This window comes from Bacteroides sp. RTP31139st1_H2_RTP31139_211217, assembly GCF_040227615.1.
In the GTDB taxonomy this organism is placed as follows: Bacteria; Bacteroidota; Bacteroidia; order Bacteroidales; family Bacteroidaceae; genus Bacteroides; species Bacteroides uniformis.
In genome coordinates, this window is sequence record NZ_JBCNZM010000001.1 from 84,024 (window position 1) to 100,953 (window position 16,930).

The 16,930-nt window shown below is 45.8% G+C and carries 15 protein-coding genes and 1 pseudogene; 14 read left to right on the forward strand and 2 right to left on the reverse strand.

All coding sequences use genetic code 11. From position 1 onward, the window contains the following. From ABUA47_RS00325 to ABUA47_RS00390, 14 genes and pseudogenes are all read left to right on the forward strand, one after another. Positions 1 to 958 (forward strand): hypothetical protein (locus ABUA47_RS00325; RefSeq protein WP_349831364.1); only part of this gene is annotated, 958 nt, incomplete at its 5' end. 46 nt (positions 959 to 1,004) lie between these two features. Then, entirely contained in the window at positions 1,005 to 2,330 is a 1,326-nt protein-coding gene (locus ABUA47_RS00330; protein WP_005831953.1) for a tetratricopeptide repeat protein, read from the forward strand. Between the two features lie 4 nt (positions 2,331 to 2,334). Next, complete coding sequence (lptC, locus tag ABUA47_RS00335) at positions 2,335 to 2,961, forward strand: LPS export ABC transporter periplasmic protein LptC (RefSeq protein ID WP_035449005.1); 627 nt, start codon at positions 2,335 to 2,337, stop codon at positions 2,959 to 2,961. Positions 2,962 to 2,965: 4 nt separating this feature from the next. Further along, positions 2,966 to 4,222, forward strand: a complete 1,257-nt coding sequence (locus ABUA47_RS00340; RefSeq protein ID WP_035449003.1) for a hemolysin family protein — start codon at positions 2,966 to 2,968, stop codon at positions 4,220 to 4,222. 122 nt (positions 4,223 to 4,344) lie between these two features. After that, a pseudogene (locus ABUA47_RS00345) lies at positions 4,345 to 6,483 on the forward strand (peptidylprolyl isomerase). A gap of 153 nt (positions 6,484 to 6,636) precedes the next feature. Next, a complete protein-coding gene (rlmN, locus tag ABUA47_RS00350; RefSeq protein ID WP_022401941.1) occupies positions 6,637 to 7,677 on the forward strand; it encodes a 23S rRNA (adenine(2503)-C(2))-methyltransferase RlmN in 1,041 nt (346 codons plus the stop codon). A 70-nt stretch (positions 7,678 to 7,747) separates the two neighbouring features. Continuing rightward, positions 7,748 to 8,803, forward strand: coding sequence for a DUF4837 family protein (locus ABUA47_RS00355; protein WP_268018882.1), 1,056 nt, complete (start codon positions 7,748 to 7,750; stop codon positions 8,801 to 8,803). A gap of 5 nt (positions 8,804 to 8,808) precedes the next feature. Beyond that, on the forward strand, positions 8,809 to 9,906 hold the full coding sequence (gene pdxA, locus ABUA47_RS00360) for a 4-hydroxythreonine-4-phosphate dehydrogenase PdxA (protein WP_005831943.1): 1,098 nt from the start codon (positions 8,809 to 8,811) through the stop codon (positions 9,904 to 9,906). Between the two features lies 1 nt (position 9,907). Then, complete coding sequence (locus ABUA47_RS00365) at positions 9,908 to 11,158, forward strand: sigma-54 interaction domain-containing protein (RefSeq protein ID WP_005831941.1); 1,251 nt, start codon at positions 9,908 to 9,910, stop codon at positions 11,156 to 11,158. Further along, positions 11,145 to 11,669, forward strand: coding sequence for an LptE family protein (locus ABUA47_RS00370; protein ID WP_005831940.1), 525 nt, complete (start codon positions 11,145 to 11,147; stop codon positions 11,667 to 11,669). The genes ABUA47_RS00365 and ABUA47_RS00370 overlap by 14 nt, the downstream gene beginning before the upstream one ends. 4 nt (positions 11,670 to 11,673) lie before the next feature. After that, complete coding sequence (locus tag ABUA47_RS00375; protein WP_005831938.1) at positions 11,674 to 12,447, forward strand: hypothetical protein; 774 nt, start codon at positions 11,674 to 11,676, stop codon at positions 12,445 to 12,447. 4 nt (positions 12,448 to 12,451) lie between these two features. Continuing rightward, positions 12,452 to 12,826: a preprotein translocase subunit SecG gene (secG, locus tag ABUA47_RS00380; RefSeq protein ID WP_035449001.1), complete on the forward strand. Its 375-nt coding sequence runs from the start codon at positions 12,452 to 12,454 to the stop codon at positions 12,824 to 12,826. A 153-nt stretch (positions 12,827 to 12,979) separates the two neighbouring features. Further along, positions 12,980 to 14,371 carry an MFS transporter gene (locus tag ABUA47_RS00385; protein ID WP_005832845.1) on the forward strand — a complete coding sequence of 464 codons (1,392 nt, stop codon included), beginning with the start codon at positions 12,980 to 12,982 and terminating at the stop codon, positions 14,369 to 14,371. 19 nt (positions 14,372 to 14,390) lie between these two features. Further along, on the forward strand, positions 14,391 to 14,744 hold the full coding sequence (locus ABUA47_RS00390) for a PqqD family protein (protein WP_005831929.1): 354 nt from the start codon (positions 14,391 to 14,393) through the stop codon (positions 14,742 to 14,744). Positions 14,745 to 14,751: 7 nt separating this feature from the next. Here ABUA47_RS00390 and ABUA47_RS00395 read toward each other — a convergent pair whose 3' ends face one another. Beyond that, the gene (locus ABUA47_RS00395) at positions 14,752 to 15,801 is read right to left on the reverse strand and encodes a DUF4831 family protein (RefSeq protein WP_016272886.1); all 1,050 of its coding nucleotides are present in this window, start codon (positions 15,799 to 15,801) and stop codon (positions 14,752 to 14,754) included. 70 nt (positions 15,802 to 15,871) lie between these two features. Continuing rightward, positions 15,872 to 16,930 (reverse strand): lactonase family protein (locus tag ABUA47_RS00400; RefSeq protein WP_349831365.1); only part of this gene is annotated, 1,059 nt, incomplete at its 5' end.

Below are 16,930 nucleotides of genomic sequence, written 5' to 3' on the forward strand. Positions count from 1 at the left end.
TTCCAGTTTTGATTACATCACGATGCAGTTTCGTGCAAGTAAATGGGCTGCCATAAGCTTGGGATTGTTGCCTTATTCGAATGTGGGATACAGCATGGGAGAGTACCGGGAAGATACGGAATTCCCAGACAAATCTACGACGGTAAGCTATTCGGGAGAAGGAGGTCTGCATCAGCTTTATTTAGGTGCGGGCTTTAAAATAATTAAAAATCTTTCTGTTGGTGCGAATTTTTCGTATCTTTGGGGAGATATAACAAGAACCGCTGCGGAAACCTTTCCGTCCAGTTCAAGTGTATTTCCTATTACAATACAGTCTAATGTGGCTGTAAAGAGTTATAAGTTGGATTTTGGAGCGCAGTACACTCACCTGTTTGGGAAAAAACATGTTGCAACGTTGGGAGTTGTCTTTTCTCCGGGGCATGATCTGAGTAACGATGCGTACGAAGTTACGCAGACTGGTAATAGCAATACGGGAGCTACTTCGGTAACAAGGGATACTGTCGTTACTTGTGGCATTCCGACAACATTTGGCGCAGGTGTGACCTACGTGTACGACAACCGACTGACTGTAGGCGCGGATGTAATGTTCCAGAATTGGAGTAAAGTGAGTTATATGAACAATGACGAGGCGTTTTGCGACCGTGGAAGAATATCCGTTGGTGCAGAGTATCTGCCGAATCCTATGGGACGAAGTTATTTGTCTCATGTGAAGTATCGTTTGGGAGCTTATTATTCCAAACCTTATTATAAGATAGACGGTGTACGTGCCGCTGATGAATATGGCGTTACTGCCGGTTTTGGATTGCCCATACCGAGAACCCGTTCCGTATTGAGTCTTTCTGCACAATACGTGCGGACTAAAGGAACCCAAGCAGCGTTCTTGAACGAAAATACATTGCGTATTTGTATCGGAGTAACCTTTAACGAACGCTGGTTCTTCAAGCGTAAAGTGGATTAATGGAAATTGAATAGACAAAAAATATAACAACTAAAATTTAAATACAATGAAAATTAAGACGCTTGTGGCTGTCTTGCTCCTTTCGGGTGGAGTGACCAGCACTTTCGCACAGACTGAAAATTGTAATTCGAACAGTAGTATCTCTCATGAAGCAGTGAGAGCTGGTAACTTTAAGGATGCATACGCTCCTTGTATGGCTGTATTGAAGGATTGTCCTACACTGCGGTATTACACATTTACAGATGCTCAGAAGATTTTAGTGGGTTTCTTGAGTCAGATTAAGGATAGAAATTCTGCTGATTACAAGAAGTATTTTGATGAGTTGATGGATGTATATGATTTGAGAATGAAGTACATTCCTGAATTCATTGGTAAGGGAATGAAGGGCGTGCCGAGTGTGGCTGATGCCTTGGGTGCCAAAGCTGTGGATTATCTTCAGTTCGCTCCTGCTCCGGACCTTAATACGGCTTATAATTGGCTGAAAGAATCTGTTCATGCTGAAAAGGGTGGTTCCAAAGGTGCGGTGTTGCACTATTTCCTGGATACTTCCATGCAGAAGGTAAAGGCTGATGATAATCATACCGACCAGTTCTTCCAGGATTATATTGATGCTTCCAAGTATGCAGATGACGCACTTGCTGCTGAAACCAAGGAAGCTAAGAAGGCTAACTTGCAAGCTATCAAGGATAACCTCGTGGCCATGTTCATTCAGAGTGGTGTAGCTGATTGTGAATCTTTGCAGAATATCTATGGTCCTAAGGTGGAAGCAAGCAAGACTGACTCCGCTTTCTTGAAGAAGGCATTGAACATCCTGAAATTGATGAAGTGCAACGAAAGCGAAGTTTACTTCAAGGCATCTGAGTACATGTATCAGATTGACCCGACTGCCGATGCAGCTGTAGGTGTAGCATACATGTACTATAAGAAAGGTGACTATGACAATGCCGTGAAGTATTTTGATGAAGCATTGGCTAAAGAAACAGATAATGACAAGAAGGCTGAAATGGCATACGCTACTGCCGCAGCCTTGATGCAGGCCAAGAAACTCTCTCAGGCAAGAAGCTACTGCCAAAAGGCTATGAGCTTTAAGGAGAACTATGGAGAGCCTTATATTTTACTGGCACAGCTTTACGGCTCCAATCCTAACTGGACCGATGAGCCTGCTCTGAATAAGTGTACTTACTTTGTAGTAATTGACAAGCTGCAGAGAGCTAAAGCTGTAGATCCTTCAGTTACAGAACGTGCTAACGAATTGATTAGTACTTATTCCCGCCACACTCCCCAGGCTAAAGACCTCTTTATGTTGGGTTACAAAGCTGGTGACCGTATCACTATCGGTGGATGGATAGGTGAATCTACAACTATCAGATAAAATCATGTTGCTACAACCCATCAACATTGTTTATCATAAAAATGCGAGCATAACCATTGTCCTTGGGGCAATGGTTATGCTTCTTTTATTTTCTTCGTGTTCCGGGAAGAAGAAGGAGCTGGGAGATGCCATTACCGAGCGTGACTCTATGGCAGTGATGGATACCCGCGGGGTGACTACACTGGTTTCTGATTCCGGTGTAACGCGTTACCGCATCAATACGGAAGAGTGGCTGGTCTTTGACCGGAAGAATCCTCCTTACTGGGCTTTTGAAAAGGGGGTCTATTTGGAGAAGTTCGACTCTATCTTCCAAGTGGAGGCGAGTATCAAGGCTGATACAGCCTACTTCTTTAATAAGGAAGAGTTATGGAAACTGATGGGGAATGTGCATATACAGAATTTGAAAGGTGAGCAGTTTGATACAGAGCTGCTGTATTGGGACCAGCGGACACAAAGAATTTATTCGGATGAGTTTATCCGTATCGAACAGCCTGACCGTATCATTACGGGACATGGCTTTGAATCCAACCAGCAGATGACCGTTTACACGATTCGCAAGCCGGAGGGCATCTTCTATGTTGACGAGGAAGCTGCCGCAGCAGACAGCTTGCAGACTGATACCATAAATTGATAAAATGGATACCGTTATTTTTTTATTGATAACCATGGCTTTCTCCGCTTTCTTTTCAGGAATGGAGATTGCCTTTGTTTCCGTAGATAAACTGCGTTTTGAGATGGAAAGGAAGTCAGGCGTCACTTCCAGTATCATTTCCTATTTCCTTCGCAACCCGAACAACTTTATCTCGACCATGCTCGTGGGCAATAACATTGCGCTTGTCATTTATGGTATCTTGATGGCACAAATCATAGAGGTGAATCTTCTTGCCGGAATTATTTCCAATCATTTTGTAATGGTGTTGGTGCAGACTGTAATTTCCACTCTTATTATTTTGGTAACCGGTGAGTTCTTGCCGAAGACTTTGTTTAAAATCAATCCCAATCTGATGCTGAGGGTATGTGCCATTCCTTTATTCATATGTTATGTCATTCTGTTTCCTGTTTCAAAGTTTGCATCGGGATTGTCGTATCTGTTCCTTCGGATATTTGGGATGAAAGTAAACAAGGAGGCGTCGGCCAAGGCTTTTGGCAAAGTGGATTTGGATTACTTCATCCAGTCGAGCATAGAGAATGCGGAAAGTGAAGAAGAACTGGATGCAGAGGTAAAGATATTCCAAAATGCGCTTGACTTTTCGAATATAAAGATACGCGACTGTATTGTACCGCGTACAGAGGTGGTAGCTGTAGATCTGATCACTACATTGGAAGAATTGAAATGTCTTTTTGTGGAGTCGGGTATTTCCAAAATCATAGTATATGATGGAAATATAGATAATGTGGTGGGATATATTCACTCGTCGGAGATGTTCAGGAATCCGGTGGACTGGAGGAATAACGTGAAGGAAGTGCCTATTGTACCCGAAACGATGTCGGCCCACAAACTGATGAAACTGTTCATGCAGCAGAAAAAAACGATTGCTGTAGTGGTGGACGAATTCGGTGGTACGGCGGGTATCGTCTCTTTGGAGGATTTGGTGGAAGAAATTTTCGGCGATATTGAGGATGAGCATGATAATACGTCCTATGTATGTAAGCAGCTGGGTGAACGTGAATATGTGCTTTCGGCCCGTCTGGAAATAGAAAAGGTAAATGAGACTTTCGGGCTCGACCTGCCGGAATCGGATGATTATCTGACAGTGGGCGGTCTGATTCTGAACCGTTATCAAAGTTTCCCGAAGCTGCATGAAGTGATTGAAGTGGATAATTATCAGTTTAAAATAATCAAGGTAACAGCCACTAAAATTGAGTTGGTAAGACTGAAAGTCATTGAATAATTTCATTTAGGCATAATTTTTTAAAGAATAAATGGATGCGTATTAGCATTTTTTGTATCTTCGTGCGCTAAAATGAACGTGTTAGGAAAATAATAATAAACAAATAAATCATATTAACTAAAATGGCAACATTACAAAACATTCGGTCTAAAGGACCTTTATTGGTGATTGTTATTGGTTTGGCGCTGTTTGCTTTCATCGCAGGTGACGCGTGGAAAGTGCTTCAGCCACACCAGTCACAAGACGTAGGTGAAGTGAACGGGGAATCAATTTCCGCTCAGGATTTTCAAGCATTGGTAGAAGAATATACAGAAGTCATCAAGTTCTCCAGTGGCAACAGTGCATTGAGCGATGAGCAGACAAACCAAATCAAAGATGAAGTATGGAGAACATACGTCAATAATAAGCTGATTGAAAAGGAAGCAAAGAAACTCGGTCTGGTTGTATCGAAGGCTGAGATTCAGGCTATCATTAATGCCGGTGTGCATCCGATGCTGCAACAGACTCCGTTCCGTAATCCTCAGACCGGTGCGTTTGATAAGGATATGTTGAAGAAGTTCTTGGTGGACTATTCAAAAATGAATAAGGCGCAGATGCCTTCACAATATGCAGAATACTATGAATCCATGTACAAGTTCTGGTCTTTCCTCGAAAAGTCTCTTATCCAGGCACGTCTTCAGGAGAAGTATCAGGCTTTGATTACAAAATCTCTTTTCTCCAACCCGGTAGAAGCTCAGGACGCTTTTGATGCAAGAGTAGAGCAGTCAGACCTGCTGCTTGCTGCAGTTCCCTATTCTTCTATCGTTGACTCTACCATCGTTATCAAGGATTCTGATTTGAAGGCTGCATACGTCAAGTAGAAAGAACAGTTCAAGCAATATGTGGAAACTCGCAATATCAAGTTCATTGATGTGCAAGTTACTGCAAGTGCAGAAGACAGAGCTGCTCTCCAGAAGGAAATGGAAGAATACACCGAACAACTTACTGCCAATCCTTCTGACTATACTACCTTCATCCGTTCTACCGGTTCCGAAGCTCCTTATACAGACTTGTTCTACACTACTAAGTCTCTGCCTGCTGATGTGACAGCCCGTTTGGACTCTGTTGCGGTGGGTGGTGTGTTCGGGCCTTATTATAACGTATCTGACAATACCCTCAACTCTTTCAAGAAATTGGCTACTGCTGCCATGCCGGACTCTATCGAGTTCCGTCAGATTCAGGTAGTTGCCGAAGATGCTGAAAAGACGAAGACTTTGGCCGACAGCATCTACAATGCTATTAAGGGTGGTGCCAGCTTTGCTGAAGTTGCGAAGAAGTACGGTCAGACCGGTGAACCTACCTGGATTTCTTCTGCTAACTACGAAGGCGCACAGATTGACGGTGACAACTTGAAATACATTACCGCTGTCACAACTTTGGGACAGAACGAACTGACCAATCTGGCGTTGGGACAAGCAAATGTCATTTTGCAAGTAACCAACAAGAAGGCTGTCAAGGATAAATATAAGGTAGCCGTTATCAAGCGTCCGGTAGAATTCAGCAAGGAAACTTACAGCAAGGCATACAATGAGTTTAGCCAGTTCATCGCTGCAAACAATACTTTAGAGAAAATGATTGCCAATGCGGAAGATGCCGGTTACAAGTTGCTGGATAGAGCCGACTTGTACAGCTCTGAACATGGTATCGGTGGTATCAGAGGAACCAAAGATGCTTTGAAATGGGCGTTTGAGGCAAAAGCCGGTGAAGTTTCCGGTTTGTACGAATGTGGCGAGAGCGACCGTATGCTGGTAGTAGGTGTTGCAAGTATTGTTCCTGAAGGTTATCGCCCACTGGCTTTGGTAAAGGACCAGTTGAGAGCTGAAATTCTCCGTGACAAGAAAGCAGAGAAGATTATGGCTGATATGAAGGCTGCCAATGCAACTTCGTTCGAGCAGTACAAGAATATGGCAAATGCTGTTAGTGATTCTGTAAAGCACGTTACTTTCTCTGCTCCTGCCTATATCCCGGCATTGCGTAGCAGCGAACCTCTGGTAGGCGCATACGCTTCTATTGCCGAAGTGAACAAGCTGAGTGCTCCTATCAAGGGTAACGGTGGTGTATTCGTTCTGCAACCTTATGCAAAAGAGAAGCTGAACGAAACATTCAACAAGGAAACTGAAGAGGCTAACTTGGCTAACATGCACGCACGCATGGCAAGCCAGTTCATCAGTGACTTGTATCTGAAAGCCAACGTAAAAGACCAACGTTATTTATTCTTCTAAGAATAGAAAACCCATATTGAAAAGCCGTTCGGTACTCCCGGGCGGCTTTTTCATTCTCTGTACATTTCATTTTCTATACTCTCCGTTGTCTTTGTGCAACTTTATTCCTACCTTTGCATTCTTGAAAGAGTTTTGTTTTTAATGAAAAACGATATGCAGAAACGACCTCTATTGGGCTTGACGCTCTCTGAATTGCAGAATGTGGTGAAGAATCTGGGAATGCCCGGTTTCTCTGCCAAGCAGATAGCTTCCTGGCTGTATGACAAGAAGGTGACTTCTATAGACGAAATGAGCAATCTTTCGTTGAAGCATCGGGAATTGCTGAAAGAAATCTATGAGGTAGGTGCCGAAGCGCCGGTAGATGCCATGCGCTCTGTAGACGGTACGGTGAAATACTTGTACCGGGCAGGCGAGGGGCATTTCGTGGAAGCTGTCTATATACCCGACGAAGACAGGGCTACGCTTTGTGTCTCCTCGCAGGTGGGCTGTAAGATGAATTGCAAGTTCTGTATGACCGGCAAACAAGGTTTTACTGCCAATCTGACATCCAACCAGATTATTAATCAAATCAATTCGTTGCCCGAAAGGGACAAGCTTACCAATGTGGTAATGATGGGCATGGGTGAACCACTTGATAATCTGGACGAGGTATTGAAAGCGCTGGAAATAATGACCGCCTCTTATGGGTATGCGTGGAGTCCCAAGCGTGTTACACTTTCTTCTGTGGGATTGAAGAAGGGCTTGCAGCGTTTTATTGAGGAATCGGACTGCCATCTGGCTATCAGCCTTCATTCGCCGATACCTTTGCAACGCCGCGAACTGATGCCGGCAGAGAAGGCGTTCTCCATCACGGAGATTGTGGAATTGTTAAGAAACTATGATTTTAGCAAACAGCGCAGACTATCTTTTGAATATATTGTTTTCAAAGGAGTGAATGACTCGTTACCGTATGCAAAGGAACTTCTGAAGCTGCTACGCGGGCTGGACTGCCGGATTAACCTGATTCGTTTTCATGCCATACCTGGAGTGAATCTTGAAGGGGCTGATATGGAAACCATGACTGCGTTCCGTGATTATCTGACTTCGCACGGTCTGTTTACCACTATACGGTCATCGCGTGGAGAGGATATATTTGCCGCTTGTGGCATGTTGTCCACTGCCAAGCAGGAGGAGAATAAAGAAGAATTAATATAAATTATTAACTTAGGTAGGGAGGATATTACGCATTCTTCGTAGCTTTGTGAAAAACTAAAATGATAGAGATATGAGAAAGCACTTGTTTTATTTAAGTATGGTTCTCGTACTGACACTTTTTTCCGCTTGCGGTGGTGGTAAAAAGGGTGTGTTTACTCCGACCTCCAGTGGTCGTGCGTATGAAGTTCTGGTAGTGGTGGAGCCCGGCTTGTGGGAACGTCCTGCCGGTAGGGCGCTTTTCGATGTGCTTGATTCTGATGTTCCGGGGCTTCCCCAGTCAGAACGTTCATTCCGAATCATGTATACTGCCCCTTCCAATTATGATGCCACTTTAAAACTGATTCGTAATATCATTATTGTCGATGTGAACAAGGACCTCTATACCCAGCCTAAATTCAAGTATGCAAGGAATGTATATGCTGCTCCTCAGTCTATTCTCACTATTCAGGCACCGGACGAGGCTTCGTTCGAGAAATTTGTGGAGGAGAATAGGCAGGTAATCATCGATTTCTTTACCCATGCGGAAATGAATCGTCAGATTTCAGTATTGAAGGACAAGCATAGCGACTATATAGCAACGAAGGTGAAAAGCCAGTTCGATTGCGATGTATGGGTGCCGGGCGAACTGACATCTACCAAGGAGGGTGAGAACTTCTTCTGGGCAGGTACGAATGCAGCTACCGGCGACCAGAACTTTGTAATCTACTCTTATCCTTATACGGATAAGGATACGTTTACTAAAGAATATTTTGTTCATAAACGCGATTCCGTGATGAAGGTTAATATCCCTGGTGCCCGTGAAGGCATGTATATGTCGATGGATTCTCTGATGACCGATGTACGCCCCATCAGTGTGCAGGGAGACTATGCACTGGAGGCCCGCGGCTTGTGGCGCATAAAGGGTGACTTCATGGGCGGTCCGTTCGTATCGCATGTACGTTTGGACAAGGCCAATCAGCGTATTATCGTATCTGAAATATTTATTTATTCACCTGATAAAATGAAACGTAATCTGGTACGTCAGATGGAGGCTTCGCTCTATACCTTGAAACTGCCCGGCAGCAAGCAGGAAGGTGCGGAAATTCCGGTAGGCGTAACCTCAAAAGATACTACTAATAATAAGTAATAAAAATGGAAGACAACAAAATAAGAGTCGGCATTACACAAGGCGACATTAATGGTGTAGGGTATGAAGTGATTTTAAAGACGTTTGCAGACCCGGTGATGCTGGAATTGTGCACGCCGATTATCTACGGTTCGCCTAAAGTGGCAGCTTATCATCGTAAATCATTGGACTTGCCTACCAACTTCAGTATCGTCAACTCCGCCTCCGAAGCGGTTCCCAATCGCTTGAGTGTAGTGAACTGTACGGATGATGAAGTAAAGGTTGAGTTCTCTAAACCTGACGTTGAAGCTGGTAAAGCTGCACTTGGTGCACTGGAAAAAGCCATTGAGGAATATAAGGAGGGAATGATAGACGTGATTGTCACAGCTCCCATCAACAAGCATACCATCCAGTCGGAGGAGTTTGCCTTCCCCGGACATACGGAGTATATAGAGCAAAAATTGGGAGATGGCGAGAAGGCCCTTATGATTCTGATGAAAGATGACTTCCGGGTAGCATTGGTGACCGGACATATTCCCGTTAAAGAGATAGCCGGAAGCATCACCAAAGAACTGATACAAGAAAAACTGAAGATATTCAACCGCTCCTTGAAGCAGGATTTTGCTATCAGCGCACCGCGTATTGCAGTGCTTTCGCTGAATCCGCATGCAGGAGACGGCGGATTGCTGGGAACTGAAGAGCAGGAGATTATCATTCCGGCCATCAACGAAATGGCTGCTAAGGGTATGCTTTGCTATGGTCCTTATCCGGCAGACGGGTTTATGGGCTCAGATAACTTTACCCATTTTGATGGTATCCTGGCCATGTATCACGACCAGGGGCTGGCACCGTTCAAGGCATTGGCTATGGACGAGGGCGTGAACTATACTGCCGGCTTGCCGGTGATACGCACTTCGCCTGCTCATGGCACGGCCTACGATATTGCCGGGAAAGGAATCGCCTCTGAAGATTCATTCCGGCAGGCTATCTATGTGGCAATAGATGTGTTCCGTAACCGCCAGCGTGAGAAAGAGGCACATGCAAATCCGCTGCGCAAGCAATATTACGAGAAACGTGACGATAGCGACAAACTGAAACTCGATAGTGTAGAAGAAGATTTGTAGAATGACAAAAGCGGAAATACAACAAGTAAAATTACGTTTCGGCATTATCGGCAACAATGAAGCGCTGATGCGTGCCATTGATATCGCTATCCAGGTAGCGCCCACCGACTTGTCTGTACTGATTACCGGAGAGAGTGGTGTGGGAAAGGAGAGCTTTCCGCAGATAATACACCAGTACAGCCGGCGCAAGCATGGACAGTACATTGCCGTGAACTGTGGAGCCATTCCCGAAGGGACGATTGACTCGGAACTGTTCGGTCATGAGAAGGGCGCATTTACCGGGGCTATCGGCGAACGGAAGGGGTATTTCGGTGAGGCCAACGGCGGAACAATCTTCCTTGATGAAGTCGGCGAATTGCCTTTGCCTACCCAGGCACGCTTGTTGCGTGTGCTCGAGAGCGGTGAATTCATCAAAGTAGGTTCTTCTAAGGTGGAAAAGACCGATGTGCGTATTGTTGCCGCTACCAATGTAAACTTGACACAAGCCATTGCTGACGGACGTTTTCGTGAAGACTTGTATTACCGTTTGAACACAGTTCCTATTCAGGTCCCTCCATTGCGCGAACGCGGTGAAGACGTGGTGCTGCTGTTCCGAAAGTTTGCTTCGGACTTTGCAGAAAAGTACCGTATGCCTGCCATTCAGCTGACGGAAGACGGCAAGCAAGTGTTGCTGGGCTACTCATGGCCGGGTAATGTGCGCCAGTTGAAGAATATCACCGAGCAGATATCCATCATTGAGACCAATCGTGAAATCAATGCATCCATACTGAAGGGCTATCTGCCTGAGCAGAACAATATGCAGCGCCTGCCTGCCTTGTTTGGAGTGAAGGAGGACAAGAGCTTTGGGAGTGAACGGGAAATTCTCTACCAGGTTCTGTTTGATATGCGCCAGGATGTAACGGACTTGAAAAAGTTGGTGCATGAGATTATGGCTGAAAGGGGAACGGTAGCCAATCCGGCGGTTGCCACATCGGCCTACTATACGCCGGCTACTCCGGCGGTGGTACCTCCGGTAACATCCAGTGTTCCCACCATTATACATCCTTCGGTAAAGCCGGTTACTCCGGTGGACGATGATTTCCAGGATACGGAAGAATATGTGGAGGAGTCACTCTCCCTGGATGAAGTGGAGAAAGAAATGATACGTAAGGCGCTTGAAAAACATCACGGCAAGCGTAAGAGTGCGGCTCAGGATTTGAATATCTCTGAGCGTACGTTATACAGAAAGATAAAAGAATATGGATTGGATTAAAAAAGCGGCATTTGCTTCCTTGTTGGTAAGCTTGTTATTTCTGGTGAATTCATGTAGTATGAAGTTGGGACTTGCTCCGATAAGCTCTATCGACTATACAAAGGTAAAAACGATTTCCATTGCCGATTTCCAGAACCGGGCAGAGTATGTATATGCACCGCTGGCAACAGAATTTAACCAGAAAATGAAGGATATGTTCATTCAGCAGACTCGCCTGCAACTGGTGAATTCCGGAGGAGACCTGGAAATAGACGGAGAAATAACCGGCTACAATCAATATAATGAATCGGTGGATGCCAGCGGCTACTCTTCGAAGGTGAAGGTGACGCTGACTGTCAACGTGCGCTACACCAATAACACGAACCATGAGGAGGACTTTGAACAGCAGTTCTCGGCTTTCCAGACCTATGATTCCTCAAAATTGCTGACCGAAGTGCAGGACCAGCTGATAACCTTGATGGTGAAAGACATTGCCGAACAGATTTTCAATGCAACTGTAGCTAACTGGTAAACTCATGACGCCTACCCATTTGCAACAATGGATTCAGCATCCCGAGACGCTGAATAGGGATACTTTGTACGAGCTTCGCACATTGGTGGCACGCTATCCTTATTTCCAGTCGCTCCGTTTGCTCTATCTGAAAAACCTCTATCTACTGCACGACATCAACTTTGGCGCGGAGTTGCGCAAGGCTGTGTTGTATGTGGCAGACCGTCGTGTGCTGTTTTACTTTATAGAGGGTGACCGCTATACTTTGAAATCCCGGAAGGTCTCGTCGCTGTTTTCCGGCGATTTGGAGAAAGAGCCGAGTGTGGACCGTACCCTTTCCTTGATTGACGCATTTCTGGCTACTGTTCCCGAAGAGCATTCACAGCATACGGAGCTGGATTATGCGGTGGATTATACGGCCTATTTAATGCAGGAAGAACCCGGTGTGGATGCAGAAGATGAGTCGGAAGTGCCTAAACTGCGTGGGCATGAATTGATAGATGACTTTATCCAAAAGAGTGAGTCTTCGGATGCCTCGGATACGAGAAGGGAGTTTCTTGTAGAGAAGGAGGAAGAGACTGAAGAAGAGGAAGAACCCTCAGTATCGCCGGTAACGGAAGAGTTGGACGATAGCTGTTTTACGGAAACTTTAGCCAAAATCTATATAAAACAGCACCGATATGACAAGGCGCTTGAAATTATTAAAAAATTAAGTTTGAATTATCCAAAAAAAAATGCTTACTTTGCAGACCAAATCAGATTTTTGGAGAAATTGATTATTAACGCTAAATCAAAATAACAAAATGTATTTATTATTAGTTATCTTAATGCTGATTGCATCTGTGCTGATGTGCTTCATTGTATTGATTCAAAATTCTAAAGGAGGTGGTCTGGCATCAGGCTTTTCATCATCCAACCAAATTATGGGTGTGCGCAAGACTACGGACTTTTTGGAAAAAGCAACCTGGACTCTGGCAGCTGTCATGGTAGTCTTCAGTATTGTTTCTGCTTACACTATTCCTTCTTCCACAGGCAAGGGCGGTGATGTGATTCTGGAACAGGCGCAACAAGAAGAAAAAACTAATCCTTATAACATGCCCGTAGGTACAGAAGCTCCGCAATCGGAGGCCCCTGCAGCTACAACTCCGGCTGAAGCTCCTGCTCCTGCAGCAGAATAAGATAAGGATATTGCGGATGACTCCCGCTTGGAAAAATAAGAGAAAGGTTGATACTGAAAAGGTGTCAGCCTTTTTTCGTTTTGATGAAGTATTTATTTACCTTTGTCAGCAATTTATGCAATCTGATTAATAAATTGAAATCCAAATAGTACAATGACAGAACAACTCAAACTTAAATTGAATGATTCCAAGGCTACCCGTTGGGGGGCATTGGTGATTGTTGCCTTCACGATGATGGCAGCTTATTATGTAAACGACGTGGTAGCACCGTTGAAGACAATGTTGGAAACGGACTTGGCTTGGTCGAGTACCGATTTCGGATTCTTTACCGGTGGTTATAGTTTTCTGAATGTTTTTTTCCTGATGTTGATTTGGGGAGGATTAATCCTCGACCGCTTTGGTATCCGTTTCACCGGAAAGCTGGCAACTATCCTGATGGTAGGTGGTACAGCACTTGAATACTATGCAATGACGGGACTTGCCGGTGCCGACGCGACTTTATTCGGAATCAATGAAATATTTGGCTATAAAACGGGTGTGTTTGTTGCTTTTGCCGGTTATTCCATTTTTGGAGTAGGAGCGGAGGTCGCCGGTATTACAGTTTCCAAAATCATAGCCAAGTGGTTTAAGGGGAAAGAGCTTGCCACGGCTATGGGGGTACAAGTTGCTTTAGCACGTATCGGTTCGCAAGCCGGTTATGCCGTAGCCATTCCTTTGGCCCGTGCTTTCGGTATTTCCACACCGGTGTTGTTGGGTTTGGTTCTGTTGTTGGGCGGTATGATTGCTTTCTTCATTTTTGCAGTGATGGACAAGAAGCTGGACAAACAGATGGAAGCTGCTGCCATTGCTGCCGGTACGGAAGATGAGGAAGAGAAGTTCTCTTTTAAGGATGTGAAGAATATTCTGGTCAATCCCGGTTTCTGGCTGATAGCATTGCTGTGTGTATTGTTCTACTCTTGTGTATTCCCATTCCAGAAGTTTGCTTCCGAGTTGATGATTATCAAATACGGTATCAATGAGAATGTGGCCGGTACATTTGCCGGACTTCCGGCATTGGGAGCGCTGATTCTGACTCCGGTCTTTGGTGGTTTCATTGACAAGCGGGGCAAGTCCGCATCTATCATGCTGCTGGGCTCGGCCATGCTGATATGTGTGCATTTCATTTATGCTATTCCCGATATAAACTATTGGCTGGTAGCTATTGTGCTGATGATAATTTTGGGTATCGCTTTCTCGCTGGTACCTTCTGCCATGTGGCCGGCTGTGGCCAAGATATTCCCGGTAAGCCAGTTGGGTACGGCATACGCATTGATTTTCTTTATCCAGAATATCGGTCTTTGGGGTATTCCTACATTGATAGGGTGGGTGCTTGATGCCTATTGTATATCCGGCAAGAAACCAGATGGAACGAATATGTATGACTATACGGTGCCTATGTGCATTTTTACCGGTATTGCCTGCTTGTCCCTTATAGTGGCTCTACTGCTGAAGAAGGCAGACAAGAAGTATGGTTATAAGCTGGAAGAGCCTAATATTCAGAAATAATAGGAAAAGCGGATACCGTATGATGGAAATACCCGAAGGAAAAGTAAGTCTGTTGGACGCTGTTCCGGTCCGCTGTGGACATATAACAACCGAATGGGAAGGTGAGTGCGCCGTACTCGCCTACCCACGGTTTAAATACGAATGGATGCGTCGTTTTTTATTGCCGAAGGGGATGTCTCCTGACATCCATGTGAGGCTGGAAGAACACGGTACAGCTGTCTGGAATCTGATAGATGGACATCGTACCGTGCGCGAAATCATCTCTCTACTTGCCAGGCACTTTGGGGAGGAAGAGAATTATATTCCCCGGGTCACCGCCTACGTAATGCAGTTGCGTAAGGATGGATTTATCCAGTTGACAATCCGGAATTAGAATTCCTTTATTCCCTATCCACTTTTATCAATCCTCCCGTTGCCGTATCAAACAGCACTTTGATGGTAGAATTCTTGTTGAACAGTACCGGTGCGAGGTATTCTACGGTGCCGAATTGGGTAATGGGAAGTTGGTCGTCAAACAATTTCTTATTGTTATACATCAATGTCACTTGTGCCTTGCCCGGAAGGTTATAGGCTACACCGTCCACTTTCTTTTTGCCTTCCTCGGTGGCAGATACATCGGGACTTTTGAGGTCGGTGACGCTGATATAATACGGTTCACCGGCAAGGTCATTATTGGCCACCACTCCCAGCTTTCGGGAAAAACGGAAAGCCACCTCATCTTTCATCTCTTTAGGCGTCAGCCGGATGGTGAATGTCTTGGGTTCTTTCTTTATTTTGCCCGAGAACATTTCCGTCATAGCCGTTTCCTGCTGGTTCAGATTGTCAAGCATCAGCTTGAGTTGGGCGCCGTCCTTGGGCATATTGTCTGCTTCGCCGCGCAGGAGGGCATTCTTGCTTTCGCGGATGCTGTATATTTCCTTAGCCACCAGCTCGGCCATCTTGGCACTGGAGTTGGACATCAGTATTTCTTCCGTCAGAAAACTGCGTGGGTCAATGCTGCTTTCGGTGGCTTTGGCTTCGGGCGTCTTGGCAGCAGGCTTACCGCTGAACGGAATGTTGATGGAGCGGACAATTCCGTCTTCGGTAAGCTCCATAAGGGGTGCTACGGTCTTGTCTTTCATCTTCACGAAATAGACGTTGTCCTTATCCGGTACACCGGCTATGCGGGTTTCTATCTTATCCAGTGTCCAGAACTCCTCGGGTTCGGCAGACACGTTGTTGAGACGCAGATAGCGGTCGGCATATCTGCAAAATTCTCCGGGAGTGTAGGTATGCTTGGTGGCTTGCAATACGATTTCTATTTCTGTTTTGGGTAACATATAAGTCACTCCGTAGTCTTTGCCACGCATCACACCGGTGGTTACGTCTGTTTGCGCCATGGCAGTGATAGACAAGAACAGAGCTGAGAGCATCAATATATTCTTCTTCATAATGTACATTCGTTTAGACTGATTTAGCTAAGGGACAAAGTTAATGAAGTTATCTTTGCTAAATATTGCTTTATAAATTATTAACAGAGCTGACGAACTGTACGCAAACCGGCATGTCGACTACAATGTCCTGATGAGTATCTTCCAAGAGTCCGGTAACTTCGTTTCGTTTGTATACCTGAATGACATTGCTGTCGCGGCAGGCGGCAAGCAAGTATTTACCGTTGGGCGTGATGTTGAAGTTGCGGGGATGGATGCCGGTGGGCTGATAACCTACCTTTGCCAAGGTCCCATTTTCGGGATTCACGGCAAAGATGGCGATGCCGTCTTCTTTCAGACGGTTGCTGGCGTAGAGGTATTTCCCATCCGGACTGAGGTGGATGTCTGCACTTCCACGGGCGGCTACGGTGTCGGCTGTGATAGTCTGTATCTGTTCCAGGCAGCCGTCGTCGTAACTGAAGGCAATGACCTTACCGGACAGTTCGGTGATGAGATAGGCAAACTTCCCGTTAGGGCTGAATGTCAGATGGCGCGGGCCGGAATCTGCCTCAATGCCAACGGCTTCCAGAGAAGCATGAGGAATAGGGTTGTCGGGGTGCATCACAAAGCGCAGGATGCGGTCGGCACTGAAGTCGGTGGCGAAGATATACTTTCCGTCCGGTGAAAAGACCGTGCAATGGATGTGGGGAGTGGCTTGCCGTATGGCGTCGGGACCGGTGGCAGAGCCTTGAAAGAGCGTGTCTGCAGGAGCCAAAGTGCCGTCTTTCTGTAAAGGAAAGACGGACATGGTTCCACCGCTGTAGTTGGCAGTCAACACTTCCCGGCCATTGGTGGCCACGTAGCAGGGGTCGGCGCCGAAGGTGGGAACGGTGTTCAGCAGGCGCAGTTCTCCCGTTTCCCGGTCGAAGGCAAGGGAGCTGAGGGCTGCTGTGCTGTCGTTCATTTCACTGACGGCATAGACAAATTCGCCATCTTCCGAGGGGACGAGGTAGGAGGGATTGGGCAATGCCGCTGAACTGAGCGGAACGGCTGTTCCCGTCTCCTGATTAAAGCGGAAGGTATAGATACCCTTGCTTGAGCCATTCGTGTAAGTACCTATTAGCATGGCGAGTTCGTCCTGGTCACCGTT